The organism is Mesorhizobium sp. M0051, assembly GCF_040323235.1.
Classification (GTDB): Bacteria; Pseudomonadota; Alphaproteobacteria; order Rhizobiales; family Rhizobiaceae; genus Mesorhizobium.
Genome location: NZ_JAMYUT010000007.1, coordinates 98,388 through 111,141, shown reverse-complemented (window position 1 = coordinate 111,141; position 12,754 = coordinate 98,388). Strand labels below are relative to the sequence as shown.

The 12,754-nt window shown below is 60.5% G+C and carries 11 protein-coding genes and 1 pseudogene; 9 read left to right on the top strand and 3 right to left on the bottom strand.

Annotated features, from left to right (window positions below):
* Positions 1–52 precede the first annotated feature (52 nt).
* Positions 53–420: pseudogene (locus NKJ90_RS09675) on the top strand (alkene reductase); the annotation flags it as partial.
* A 33-nt stretch (positions 421–453) separates the two neighbouring features.
* Here the strand turns inward: NKJ90_RS09675 and NKJ90_RS09670 are convergent.
* Positions 454–627 carry a hypothetical protein gene (locus NKJ90_RS09670; protein ID WP_502904897.1) on the bottom strand — a complete coding sequence of 58 codons (174 nt, stop codon included), beginning with the start codon at positions 625–627 and terminating at the stop codon, positions 454–456.
* Between the two features lie 74 nt (positions 628–701).
* Positions 702–896, bottom strand: a complete 195-nt coding sequence (locus NKJ90_RS09665; protein WP_023758832.1) for a hypothetical protein — start codon at positions 894–896, stop codon at positions 702–704.
* Positions 897–1,313: 417 nt separating this feature from the next.
* Between NKJ90_RS09665 and NKJ90_RS09660 the strand changes: the two genes are divergently transcribed.
* The 8 genes from NKJ90_RS09660 to NKJ90_RS09625 all read left to right on the top strand — a co-directional run bounded on the left by NKJ90_RS09660 (position 1,314) and on the right by NKJ90_RS09625 (position 12,122).
* Positions 1,314–2,405: an HlyD family secretion protein gene (locus NKJ90_RS09660; RefSeq protein ID WP_352485997.1), complete on the top strand. Its 1,092-nt coding sequence runs from the start codon at positions 1,314–1,316 to the stop codon at positions 2,403–2,405.
* A gap of 23 nt (positions 2,406–2,428) precedes the next feature.
* The gene (locus NKJ90_RS09655; RefSeq protein WP_352485996.1) at positions 2,429–4,015 is read left to right on the top strand and encodes an MFS transporter; all 1,587 of its coding nucleotides are present in this window, start codon (positions 2,429–2,431) and stop codon (positions 4,013–4,015) included.
* A gap of 309 nt (positions 4,016–4,324) precedes the next feature.
* Positions 4,325–7,720 (top strand): PAS domain-containing protein, encoded by a 3,396-nt coding sequence (locus NKJ90_RS09650; RefSeq protein ID WP_352485995.1) that lies wholly within the window; start codon positions 4,325–4,327, stop codon positions 7,718–7,720.
* Between the two features lie 401 nt (positions 7,721–8,121).
* The gene (locus tag NKJ90_RS09645) at positions 8,122–8,763 is read left to right on the top strand and encodes a response regulator transcription factor (protein WP_023758828.1); all 642 of its coding nucleotides are present in this window, start codon (positions 8,122–8,124) and stop codon (positions 8,761–8,763) included.
* A 2-nt stretch (positions 8,764–8,765) separates the two neighbouring features.
* On the top strand, positions 8,766–9,143 hold the full coding sequence (locus NKJ90_RS09640; RefSeq protein ID WP_031260092.1) for a response regulator: 378 nt from the start codon (positions 8,766–8,768) through the stop codon (positions 9,141–9,143).
* 2 nt (positions 9,144–9,145) lie between these two features.
* Positions 9,146–9,838, top strand: coding sequence for a response regulator transcription factor (locus NKJ90_RS09635; RefSeq protein WP_027026535.1), 693 nt, complete (start codon positions 9,146–9,148; stop codon positions 9,836–9,838).
* A gap of 398 nt (positions 9,839–10,236) precedes the next feature.
* Positions 10,237–11,229, top strand: a complete 993-nt coding sequence (locus tag NKJ90_RS09630; RefSeq protein ID WP_502904900.1) for an alpha/beta fold hydrolase — start codon at positions 10,237–10,239, stop codon at positions 11,227–11,229.
* A 143-nt stretch (positions 11,230–11,372) separates the two neighbouring features.
* Positions 11,373–12,122, top strand: coding sequence for a glucose 1-dehydrogenase (locus tag NKJ90_RS09625; protein WP_352485994.1), 750 nt, complete (start codon positions 11,373–11,375; stop codon positions 12,120–12,122).
* Positions 12,123–12,418: 296 nt separating this feature from the next.
* Here the strand turns inward: NKJ90_RS09625 and NKJ90_RS09620 are convergent, their stop codons facing one another.
* Complete coding sequence (locus tag NKJ90_RS09620) at positions 12,419–12,682, bottom strand: DUF680 domain-containing protein (RefSeq protein WP_352485993.1); 264 nt, start codon at positions 12,680–12,682, stop codon at positions 12,419–12,421.
* Positions 12,683–12,754: the final 72 nt, after the last annotated feature.

The window sequence follows — 12,754 nt, the reverse complement described above, 5'->3', positions numbered from 1 at the left end:
AGGCATCTTGTCATCCAGCTCGAACTCGTCAAGGACAGTATGGTAGCAGGCCCAGGCGCAGTTCGACTATATCGTCGATCAACTCCACGCTTTGGGCATCCTCTATATCCATGTCGTAGAGGGCGTCACGGGCGGATCGCGCGATGTCGCGCCGTTCGACTTCGTATCGCTCCGCCAGCGCTTCAACTCGCCAATAACGGGCTATGACCTCGAACTCGCGGCGTCGCGGCTCGAGGGCAAGGCGGCCTCTTCGCCTTCGGGCGCTCGTTCATCGCCAATCCCGACCTTGTGGAACGGCTGAAGACGCGCACGCCGCTGACGGAGTTCAACTCGGCGACGCTCTATGGCGGCTATACCGACTATCCCGCGATCGCCGCCTCAAGCCGCCATGAAAGCAGACGATCGGCTTGGGGAGCATGATGTCTGGGTTTGCCCCAAAGGGACAAAGGGGCATCAAATCAGGCGATTGCTTTCCGCAATTTGGCGCGCCCGCCGCACCGTGCCGTCGGTGTCGGCGGACCTTCGTCTTGATGCTTCGTCGGTTCTGATCGTCAGCCGCTTCGACAGGATTTTTCCGGCTTCTACGATCGGCTTGACAGGTATGGCAGGCGCGTCCGGCGTTTTCATATTCCTCATGCGTGTTGTCCTTTTAGGAAAGAATGAAAGGGAGAGCGGCTCCCGTACCTCGCTCGGCGGCAAAGTTAAGGTCGCACGATCCAGGCCAGCAACGCCGGATCAAAATCGGAGTTGCCGGTATAGTCGAGGATCAAATGCGCGGCGTATGCCTGCCACTGATCCTCGGAGAGCTGCATTTCAATGACCGATGTTCTGAAGGCGTCGCGCAGGATATTGCAGTCAAAAGTCGAAATCGCATCGGCCGAATGGTCATTGTCCACGATGCAGCGCCCGTTGAGGGCGGGAGTACGATGGACACTCTCGAGCGCCGGTGCCCAAGTTCTGTGGCCGGCGACAACGGACTGTACCCCCGACAGGTGCTTAGCGAATCATTCGGGCGAATTTGCTCGGCGGCGCGTCAGCTGAGCGGCCGGCCTGATCCCGCCGCCTACCTGTGCCGAGGTCCAGTACGGACTGCCGATCAGCGAGTTGGAATGTTCATTAGCATGATAGCGGGGAGGCCGTGAAATGCCCGATCATTCTGTAATTCTGCTGTTGGCAGAGCCGCAGCTCGACGGAGACGCACTCGTGAAACCCTACTCATCACCCCGGCCCTGCAGCGTTGCCGATCGTTCCGCTCTGCGCGAGGCGAATATCCGCTTCGATGGCGAGTGTGTCGACTTCAGGTCGAGGCGATCATGAGCCGAGCCCGCAAGATCGCACTCGTCATCGTTGCCCTTATGGTGGTTCCACCGGCAGCGATATGGGGCTGGCAATGGTTCACGATGGGCCGATTCGAGGAAGCGACCGACAACGCCTATCTCCGCGGAGACACTACCAATATCGCTCCCAAGCTGGCGGGCTATGTCGTCGAAGTCGATGTGGACGACAATGCCAGCGTTGCAAAGGGGGCTGTTCTCTTTCGCATCGACGACAGCGACTACAAGGCCAAAGTGATCCAGGCGAAGGCCAACGTCGCCGCCCGGCACGCGGATATCGCCAACATCGGCGCGACCCGGAAACTTCAGGACGCGTTGATCGCGCAGGCTGAGGCGCAGAAGCAATCCGCCACCGCTGACCTGCAGTTCGCGCGCGCCAACCTGAACCGCTACGTGACGCTGCAGAAGAACGGGACAGCAAGCGATCAGAAGCTGCAGGATGCACAGGCTGGCCATGACAAGGCACAGGCATCCCTGGACGGCGCAGAAGCCAATCTATTGGCTCAAAAGCTGAAACTCGACGTTCTCGACGCACAATTGTCCGGCGCGCAAGCAGCCCTGGCGCAGGCGCAGGCAGCGCTCGATCTGGCTATGCTCGACCTGGACAACACAGTCGTGAGAGCTCCGGTCGAAGGGATCGTTGGCAATCGCCAGATCCGTGTCGGCCGCTATGTCACTCCGGGAGCGGCAGCCTTGGACATCGTTCCTGTCAACGACGTCTGGGTCGTCGCCAACTTCAAGGAAACCCAGCTGAAGCAGGTGCAGATCGGTCAACCTGTCCGCGTCAGGGTCGACGGATATCCAGATCTGGAAATCGCTGGTGTTGTCGACAGCTTCGCACCCGGCAGCGGTGCGGCGTTCAGCCTGCTGCCGCCGGACAATGCGACTGGAAACTTCATTCGCGTTGTCCAACGCGTGCCTGTCAAGATCAGGATGAAGCGCAACCCGTTGCCCGGCCGCCTGGTTCCGGGGCTCTCGGCGCGCGTTGCCATCGCCGTTAATGGCCAGGGTGCCGCTATTGCGCTGGAAACGCAGCCCGGCGGAACCGCGAACGGACGCTCGGTACAGTGACGCGTCTCGCTGAAGAAGCAGCCATGCAGCATCATCTCGGCGCACCATTGCGCGCCTCGCTCATGGCGACGGGCATCGTGCTGGCCGCCGTCATGGACGCGGTCGCGTCCACTGCACTGTCCATCGGCCGGATCGACATGCTTGGCGACACCTACGCAACACCGGACGAACTGGCGATGGCCGACGTTGTTTTCATCGCGGCCAAACTGACGGTTTTCCTTGTCGCGCCGCTTTTTGTCAGGGCAGTCGGGCCGACCGCTTGTTTGCGCGCAGGGATCGTCGCCCTTTTGCTGGCATCCGCGGCAATGACGTTCTCGGTTGACCTCACCTGGATTGACATCTGCCGCATTGTCCAGGGGCTGGCCGGCGGCACAATTCTGGTCGCAGGTCAGGCTCTGCTGTTCTTCCGGTTCCCGCACAGAAATCAGCCGGTCGTCCAGGCAATTTTCGCTGTAGGCGCCGTGATGGCTCCGGCGGCCGTTACGCCTGCCCTGGAGGGCTGGCTCGTCGACCATCTCACCTGGGACTGGATATTCCTGAGCAACATTCCCCTCGGCATCGCCTCCCTTGTCCTTCTGGGGACGGACGGCGACCGGACCTACTGGCGGGAAATCAGGCTTCCTGTCCTTCAGATCTTGTTGCTCGGCCTGGGTGCCGCGCTTTTGACCTACGTCCTGCTGCAAGGCAACAGGTTCAACTGGTTCGACGACACGGATATCACCCTGCTTACCACCATCGGTGTCGTGGCCGTCGGCTTTCTGGCTATTTGGGAAACGGGTTTCCGTTCAGAACGCTCACTGCTGGCTGTTTCGCCACTCGGTAGTCCGGACTTCCGTTTTGGCCTGCTCGTCAGCATCATCGCGGGCTTTGCTCTTTCGGGCAGCGCCTATCTCATCCCGGCTTTTGCCCTCAATGTCCTCGGTTTTACGGCCACGGGCGCAGGAGTGCTTCTGCTACCCAGTGGGGCCGCACTCGCGCTGGGGCTTCTGTTCGCTGGCTTCGTCATCGAAAAGACCGGAATTCACCCGATTGCGCTTGTCCCGTTTGGTGTTTTGCTCTTCGCCGGAGCCATGTGGCTCCTGTCCGGTTCGACCAGCGCGAGCGGCTCACCGGACCTGAGCCTTCCTTTGTTTCTGCGGGGATTCGGCTTGGGTCTTCTGTTCGTGGCGTTGACGCTGGTTACGCTGCGGGGACTTGCCGCCGATGCGCTGCCGTTCGGCATCGGCCTGTTCTGCTTCGGCAAACAGGTGGGCGGTATGACCGGAACAGCCCTTTTGCAAACGTACATTGATCATCAAAATATCCACAACCGAACCATACTGGCTGCCCACCTCGTGAATGGCGACGCGGCCGTGGACCAGCGCCTGCGGGCCACCGCGAACGTTCTGGTGACAAACGGTATGGACAGTGCCACGGCGACGAAGGCCGCGCTCCCCCTTTTGCAGCGCGCGCTCGAGAGGCAGGTCGCCACGATCTCGTTCGATGAAGCTTTCTTCGCGCTTGTCGTGCTGTTCGCGGTCGCTGCGCCCTGTCTCATCCTGGCCAAACAATTCCTCGGCAGCCGAGCCGCTCGGTCGAACCGAACAGGCTTTAGACCCCAGCGCCTCTAGGCCATATACAGTGGAACTTATGTTTGCCGGCAGGGCTCGGGATTTATAGTGCGAGCGGTGTCGACCGGACGAGATAGGCTGGAGGATGCTGGGGCATTGCGGGTTCGCCGTGCGGCAGACAAAGCGGCAGCCGACATGACCTGGCCGTATCGTACAGTCTCTGCGCGATGCATGGATTTCCATGAGATGCGGCTGGGGCGCGGCGGGTTTATTATGGGCTGCGAGTTCGTCAGCCCAGATTCCAGCTGCTGAGAGCAAGTGCTATACGGAGAGCCGACAAGGCTTTTGTTTGTCCGTCAGGAGCAGCCGATGACGACAGCATCCACCTCGCCTAGCAAAACCGACTCCGAAGCAACACGCGCGCTGAAGCATGGGTTGGACCAACCCGGATTTGGATCGCAAGGACGAGGTCGACCTCGCGCGGCAAATGAACCAGGCCTGCCTCCCGGCGATCTTGTCAGTGATCTTGAAACAAGCAGTTCGTCTCGGGTCTGGGCGCATCGCCCTCGATCCTTGCATCTGGGACTTTTTATCGCGGCCTACGTCTTGGGCTGCGGATTCGCTCAGTCGCTCGCGATCGTACCTGGAACGGGCATCTCCATTTGGCCTCCGAGCGGGCTTTTCATCGCCACGCTCCTCATTGCCTCCAGGTATAGCTGGCCGTGGTGGATAGTGGCAGCCTGTGTGGCTGAACTGACCAGCAACCTATTGTGGTTCCACACTCCGCTGCCTGCCGCCTTCCTGATCTATGCCGGCAATGCTCTCGAAGCTGTGGCCGGGGCATGGCTCGTGAATCGGGCTTGCAAGCGCCCGCTTCGGCTGGAAACCTTGCAGGAAGTTCTCGCATTCGTCGTATTGGCCGCTGGAATCGCGCCAGTCGCAAGCGCGACGGTGGGAAGTGCAACGCTTGCGTGGTTCGGCATTCAGTCACAGAGCTTCGCCGCGGCCTGGCCTCTATGGTGGATCGGCGACGCAACCGGGGTCCTGATCGTGGCGCCGCTGGCGCTGGTCGTGTTCCAGAACTGGCGCGGCAAGGCCCGGCTTTCGGCCGCCCGATGGATCGAAGCTGGCGTCCTGGCGCTGATCTTTCTCGGCGTTGCCGCCCTCTCCTTGAGCGGTTACCTGCCCTTCGCCTACATCATCATGCCGCCTCTTCTTTGGGCCGCGGTGCGCTTTGAGTTCAGGGGCGCCGCAGTCGCCTTGATCCTGCTTGCGCTGATCACGGCGGTATTCACGGTATCCGGCGCCAGCCAATTTGCCGGCGACCCCGTTTCCCAAAAGCACAACCAGATCATGCTGCAGCTTTTTCTGGTCATTTCGGCGTTCTCGGCTCTGATCGTGGCCGCCATTTCGCGGCAGCACCAGCAGGCGGTGCTCACATTGCACGAAAGCGTCGAGGCATTGAGGCGGAGCGAACAGCAACTCCAGCAGATGATTGACGCCGTGCCGGTCCGCATCTGGAGCGCCATGCCGACGGGCGGGCCGGCCTACTTCAATAAGCGGTATCAGGACCATTTCCGTTCCGTCATCGCGAACTTCGAAGATCTGGGCGAGCCGCGCATCGATGAATTGCTGCAGAAGCTGATCCATCCCGAAGATGCTCCCGGGGTGCAGTGCACGCTATTGAATAGCTTCGAGACCGGCGATGGCTCCACCATGCGGTTTCGCTGGCTTGAAAAGGACGGCTCTTATCGCTGGGCGGAGTGCAGGGTGGAGCCCCGACGTGATGAAAACGGCGCCGTTGTGCAATGGTACGGCGTTTCTCTCGATGTCGACGATGAGGTGCGCGCGCAGGAGGCATTGCGCGAAAGTGAGCGACGCCTTCAGCAACTCATCGACACGGTGCCCGCCTTGATCTGGAGTACGACACGGGAAGGAACGCCATCCTATGTCAACAAGCGGTTCACGGACGTTACCGGGGCCACTCTTAGCGACATCATCGCCCCGGACGGCTCGCCGTCCCTCAGTGTGATCCATCCAGACGACATCGATACGGCACGGCAAGCGATCCGCCATTCATTCGCAACGGGCGTGCCTTACGTTCAGAGATATCGCCAGCGGCGCGCCAACGGCGGCTATCGCTGGACCGAGACTCGCGCGGAGGCGCTCCGCGACGAAGATGGCCATATTCTGCAATGGTACGGTGTGAGCGTCGACATCCACGACCTGGTGACCACCCAGGCTGCGTTGCACAACCGAGAGCAGGCACTCTCGCAACTCGTCAACATGGTTCCGAGCTACCTCTGGCGGCTGTCTTCGAACGGCGAGCCGACCTTCTTCAACAAGCGACTGATCGATTTTCTCGGCCTCGACATAACGGACGCGGAGATGCCGGACACGAACCGGCTGGCAGCCTTCATAGCCACCGTCGTTCATCCCGACGATGCACCCAGCCTGCGGGAAGCACTCAACAGTTGCTTCGCCACTGGCGAGCGCTTTTTCATGAAGTATCGCCTGCGTCGTGCCGATGGCGTTTACCGCTGGATGGAGGGCCAGGCCGAGCCGCTGAGGGATGAGAGCGGACGCATTGTCCAGTGGTACGGCCTTACGCACGACATCGACGATCAGCTACGGGTCGAGGAAGCGCTGCGCGAGAGAGAACGCGCGCTTTGGCAACTCGTTGAAACCCTGCCGGCAATGATCGATTGTGCCGCGCCGGATGGCGAGCCGATGTACCGCAGCCAGCAGCTCCGCGAATTTCTCGGCTACAACCTCGAAGAACTGGACGAAGCGGGAAAATCGCGGCTGGCCGGCACACTCGAAGCGGGTGTTCATCCCGACGACTTGGCAGGTGTCAAGGAGAGATATGCCCATTCCTTGACCACAGGCGAGCCTTATGCGCGAAGACACCGTCTGCGGCGCTTCGATGGCGAATATCGCTGGGTCGAAACGCGAGCTGCCCCGATGCGCAACACTGAAGGGGCCATCGTGCAGTGGAACGTTATCTGCCTGGACATTGAAAACGAGGTGCGTGCACAAGAGCAGCTGCGACTGGCGCAAGAGAGACTTGCACGTGCCAGCCAGGCGGCGAGCCTTGCCGAACTCTCCGCATCCATCGCTCATGAGGTGAACCAGCCGCTGGCCGCGATCGTTGCCAACTCCAATGCATGCCACCGTTGGTTATCCGCCGAGCCCCCCAATCTCGACCGCGCGAAGATCACAGCCGAGCGCATTATCCGGGACGCCAACTCGGCAGCAGATGTCGTCAGCCGCATCCGCGCCTTGTTCAGGCCGTCCCTTGAACTGAGAACCAGCACGCCGATCCCCAGTGTCATTGACGAAGCGCGTGACCTCATGGCCGAGGAAGCCATACGGTGTCGCGTTCGCATGGATATCGACGTCGAACGCAACCTTCCGCTAGTCGCGTTCGATCGCGTCCAGATCCAACAGGTGCTGGTCAATCTTATTCGCAACGGCGTCGAGGCTATGCACGCCATTGCCGGTGACAAGGTTCTTGGGATGCGAGTGCGCCGGACAGGGGACATAATCCAGATTGAAGTCAGCGACTCCGGCCCGGGAGTCGAACATCCCGACAAGATATTCGACCCGTTCTTCACGACAAAAGGGCAAGGAATGGGCATGGGACTCGCGATCTCCCGTTCGATCATCGAGTCTCACGGCGGACGCTTATGGGCGGAGAACCGCGTTCCGCATGGGGCGAGGTTCGTCTTCACGCTTCCGGTTGAGGCGGAGGCTGCACCATGATCGGGCGACCGCAATAGTTTTTGGTCATGCGCGGAACGCATCCGAGACGAGGGCACTGATTGCAGACGGCGCTTCGCTCGCTCGGTATCTCGGTATCTCGGTATGAAGCGTCGCGCGGGAGCGCTTGGTTTTCATTCCGGTTCTCCAAAACGGGTGTGTCGGCCAGTCCGATGGAAATCCATGCATGGATTTCCATGAGATGCGAATGGCGTGTAGCGGGACTAGTATAGCGCCATGAGCATCCGCCCAAATCCAGCCACTGATAGAAGGTGCTATGCAGAGCACCGACAATCTCGAGCCTTTGTTGGTCCATCGGGAGCAACCGATGGCGGTGCTTCTCAAACAGCGGTTCGCCCTTTCGATCTCGGCATTCTCGCGTCCGTCGGTGCGAAAGTCGCGTCATGACTACGGACGAGCAAATTGTCTTCATCGTGGATGACGATCAACGCATCCGCGAGGCGCTCAGCGAACTGCTGGTTTCGCACGGCATGCGCGCCATAGCCTTCGGGTCGGCCGGTGAGTATATCAATGCAGACAAGCCGGATTTGCCTGCCTGTCTCATCCTCGATGTCGAGTTGCCAGATATCAACGGCCTCGATCTGCAGAGGGAGATCGCGGTGGGCGGTCATCCGCCGATCGTTTTCATAACAGGACATGGCGATATCCCATCCTCGGTGCGTGCGATCAAGCACGGCGCCGTGGATTTCCTGACCAAGCCGTTCAGCGATGCGGACCTCATGACCGCAATCCATGCGGCGATTGCCCAGGATCGGGAACAGAGATCGCAGCGCGCCGGACTTAGCCTGTTAAGGCAACGTTACCTCGAGTTGACGCCGCGCGAGCGCGAGGTGCTGCCGCTGGTGGTGAGTGGCCTGCTCAACAAGCAGGCCGCCGCTGAACTGGGAATCAGCGAAGTTACGCTGGAAATTCACAGAAGGAATGTGATGCAGAAAATGGGCGCCGCGTCGCTTGCCGACCTCGTCCGCATGGCGGAGCGATTGGAAATACCGATCACGCACTCGCGCCGATCGGGAGGGGGCTGAACGTGAGCAAGCGAAGGCCCGTCGTGGCGGTGGTTGACGACGATCCGAGGCTGCTTGAGTCGCTGGAGGATCTTCTGGAGTCCGCCGGCTATATAGCCCGCAGCTTCTCGTCGGCGGGATCGCTGGTCGTCAGTGGGTTGTCGGACGTGGACGTGCTCATCACCGACATCGGGATGCCCGGCATGGACGGCTTTGAGCTTCGTGACCTGGTCAAGAGGGCGCGTCCGAACCTTCCGGTATTCCTGATTACCGGCCGGCACGAGCTAGCGGATCAGTACCGCGCCAAAGGTGTTAGCGGGTTTTTCCGCAAGCCCTTCGATGGCCAGGCCCTGCTTGTGGCGGTGGGTGACGCTTTACGCAACCAAGAAACCGAGGGATGATCATGACAGTTGACCAGCCGCTCCAGCGGAGATCGCTATCGTCGGCGCCGCAGCGCAGGAGTGAAGCGGAGCAGCCGCTCGTCATTATTGTCGACGACGATGCGTCTGTCCGCGAGGCGCTATCGGAATTGATCCTGTCGGCGGGTTTCGAGCCAGTTTGCTTTGCCTCGACCCGCGAGTTAATCGACGCCGACATTTTGGACAGCCCCGGCTGCTTGATCCTCGACGTGCGCATGCCAGGATCGAGCGGCCTCGATCTGCAGCAGCATCTTGCGAAAAACGGCAACCCCAAACCCATCATCTTCCTGACCGGACATGGCGACATCCCGATGACCGTCCAGGCGATGAAGGCCGGCGCCGTGGACTTTCTCACCAAACCGGTGCGGGACCAGACGCTGCTTGACGCCGTCATCGCGGGTATTGCGATGGATGCCAAGCGGCGGGCGGATGCCGTGATCGTCAAGCGCAACATCGAGCGCGTTGAAACGCTGACGCCACGCGAGCGTGAGGTTCTGCATGAAGTGGCGCGCGGACGCCTCAACAAACAGATCGCCTTTGACCTCGGTATTAGCGAAGTGACGGTCAAGCTGCATCGCGGCAATGTCATGCGCAAGATGGAAGCCGCTTCCATCGGCGAGCTGATCCGGGCATGGGAGACACTGCCCGCGCCGATGCGACAGGCTGACGCGACATAGATCTCTGCCGCAACCTTCCTGCAAGTATGATGCAGGGACAGCCGATTGATCGCGGATTTGCGCGAGTCCACTCCACCTACATTTATCCAGCGATGACGCTTGGCGACTGCTGCGTCAAATCGGTGCCGCGCAGGCTTGGGGGCAGCGTCGCACTTTTGGAAACTAGACCAGGTCACTCCGCCGAGCCTCGTCTCAGCGTATCTCTCCTACACCTTGGCATCGCATGACAGACCCTTCCGTAGAATAGGTTTGCGGGCCGGATAAGCGCAATCTTCCTCGCAAGCCATCACGATCGTCGAGTGTCGCCCGCCCCTTCGCTCGCCCTCCCCGAAAGCGACCATGCAGGTCGGATCGATGATCGTGATGGTGAGCCAGTTGTTGAAGGCCAAGCATCAGGGATGGACACGGTGAGCAGGGATGGACTTTTCACGATTGGCGCATCCCGCCGTGACGTCTTGGTGGGCGGATTGATCCTCGCCGCTACCGCCGGACTGCCGGTCGCTTCGCAATCTGCCGCGGGCCGAAAGCCAAACGCCGCCATCCACCCAAAAGACAAAGGAACCAGGACTATGAGCACAATCACGACCAAGGACGGCACCGAAATCTACTACAAGGACTGGGGCAGGGGGCCGGTTGTAACCTTCTCGCATGGCTGGCCGCTGAATTCGGACGCCTGGGACGGGCAGATGCTCTTTCTTGCCCATAACGGCTTTCGTGTGGTTGCGCATGACCGGCGCGGCCACGGCCGCTCCAGCCAGGCTTCGTCCGGCAACGACATGAACGGCTATGCCGACGATCTCGCAGCGGTGATCGATGCGCTTGATCTGCGGGACGTCACCCTGGTCGGACATTCCACCGGAGGAGGCGAGGTCGCTCGCTATATCGGACGGCACGGGACGAAGCGGGTGTCCAAGGCTGTGCTCATCGCTGCCGTCCCGCCGATCATGATGAAGACGCCGGCCAATCCGGAGGGCCTGCCGATTGGTGTGTTCGATGGAATACGGGCTGGCCTCCTCAAGGATCGCTCACAGCACTACCTGGACCTCGCACCGTCGTTTTATGGTGCGAACAGGCCAGGCGCCAAGGTCTCCCAGGGGATTCTGGATCAGTTCTGGCTCTGGAGCATGCAGGTCGGTCTCGTGAATGCATATGAATGCGTCAAAGCGTTCTCCGAAACCGATTTCACCGAGGACCTCAAGAAGTTCGATATACCGACGCTGATCCTGCATGGCGAGGACGACCAGATCGTCCCGGTCAAGGATTCGTCAGTCAAGTCGGCGCGGCTGATCAGGGGTGCAAAGGAAATATATTACCCCGGTGCGCCCCACGGGATTACGGCCACGCACCAGGATCAGGTCAATGCCGACCTGCTCGCCTTTATCAAAGGATAGCTTCGCGCGATCACGACCAGGCGTTGTTGCGGGCAGCTGCGGCCGTTCGAGTTCTGGAGAGCTCCGGCCGCAGCCTGCACGCCGCTGCTGCACTCGCCTGCGTCCAGCGGGCCAGTGCCAATATTCCGGAGGCAAGGAACGACATGGGCACACTGTCAGGTAAAATCGCTGTGGTCACCGGCGGAAACAGTGGAATCGGACTATCGGCTGCAAAAATCTTTGCTGACGAGGGAGCGCAAGTGGTCATCACCGGCCGCCGGCAGCAGGCGGTCGAGGAGGCGATCGCACAGATCGGGGCAGGCGCGCTGGGGATTCAAGGAGATGTGGCCGATGTGGCGCACCATGACCACGTAGCGCAGCAGATCCGCCAAAGGTTCGGGGCGCTCGACATCTATATGGCGAACGCCGGCTTAAACACCATCACACACTCGGCCGAAGTCTCCGAGGCAGAATATGACGCGCAGTTTGCCGTCAATACGCGCGGCGTCTTCTTCGGCGTGCAGAAGCTGATCCCGATCATGCGGAACGGCGGCGCAATCATCCTCACGGGGTCGCTGGCCAGCGAGAAAGTCCTGGACGGCCATGCTGTCTATGCTGGCTCGAAGGCGGCGATTAATGCGTTCGCGCGCAGCTGGGCGATCGAACTGAAGTTTCGTTGCATCCGAGTCAACGTGCTCAGCCCAGGTCCGGTGGATACGGCTATTCTCGAAAAGCTAGGCTTACCGTTTGAACAGCGGGGGCCGTTCGAAAAGGCGATGGCGGAAGCAATACCCCTGGGTCGTATGGGACAGCCGGAAGAGCTGGCAAAGGCCGCCCTGTTCCTTGCCTCGGACGCGAGCAGCTTTGTCACGGGTATCAACCTGCGGGTTGACGGCGGAATGGCGTTGCTCTGAGTCGCGCTTGCTCCGCTGTCTGCCGTCGCCACGCCCTTATTCCACGATCTCACCCACCGGGTGCGCATCCGAACGCTAAGACCGGCAGTGACGTCGACCGCGTCGCGCGGTGGGCACCCGATCGAAGGCGAGAACATTCGTCGTGGTAGTACAAATCGAGCCGATAGAAGCCGTCACGGACGGTGACAGAGGGATCGGCTGGCAAGAGAGGTCGGTTCACCTCTCAAGGAAGTAACTCAGATGCCGGCGAAGGACCGAGGTTGCGCCCCGGCCCTTTAATTTTGTGTCCGTCAGGATCAGTGACCCCAGATGCCTTGGCCATGTTCGTCGTTGGAAACGGGCTTGCGAACGGTTTTCGGCATGCCGGTATCTTTGTTCATTTTTCTGGTCGAGGAGGTATACGTGTTGTCAGACGCAGTTGCAGGTTGCTGGGCTCCGTTTGATCCATAGTGGTCGCTTCCGGCAATTGCGTTTCCTGCTGCAACAACAAGAGCGGCGGCAGCAAGAGCTGTCATTTTCATCTTGGTAACTCCATCTTTATCTTGGTAGTCTTCACCCATCCAGATATAAAGCCTCGCTTCCGCAAGACGATCAGACGATCCGGCTGTGTGACCCATACGTTGGCATTGGGC

Coding starts and splice junctions, on each gene's coding strand:
- NKJ90_RS09670 (WP_502904897.1), bottom strand. CDS start 627: ATGAAAACGCCGGACGCGCCTGCCATACCTGTCAAGCCGATCGTAGAA.
- NKJ90_RS09660 (WP_352485997.1), top strand. CDS start 1,314: ATGAGCCGAGCCCGCAAGATCGCACTCGTCATCGTTGCCCTTATGGTG.
- NKJ90_RS09655 (WP_352485996.1), top strand. CDS start 2,429: ATGCAGCATCATCTCGGCGCACCATTGCGCGCCTCGCTCATGGCGACG.
- NKJ90_RS09650 (WP_352485995.1), top strand. CDS start 4,325: ATGACGACAGCATCCACCTCGCCTAGCAAAACCGACTCCGAAGCAACA.
- NKJ90_RS09645 (WP_023758828.1), top strand. CDS start 8,122: ATGACTACGGACGAGCAAATTGTCTTCATCGTGGATGACGATCAACGC.
- NKJ90_RS09635 (WP_027026535.1), top strand. CDS start 9,146: ATGACAGTTGACCAGCCGCTCCAGCGGAGATCGCTATCGTCGGCGCCG.
- NKJ90_RS09630 (WP_502904900.1), top strand. CDS start 10,237: ATGGACACGGTGAGCAGGGATGGACTTTTCACGATTGGCGCATCCCGC.
- NKJ90_RS09625 (WP_352485994.1), top strand. CDS start 11,373: ATGGGCACACTGTCAGGTAAAATCGCTGTGGTCACCGGCGGAAACAGT.
- NKJ90_RS09620 (WP_352485993.1), bottom strand. CDS start 12,682: ATGGGTGAAGACTACCAAGATAAAGATGGAGTTACCAAGATGAAAATG.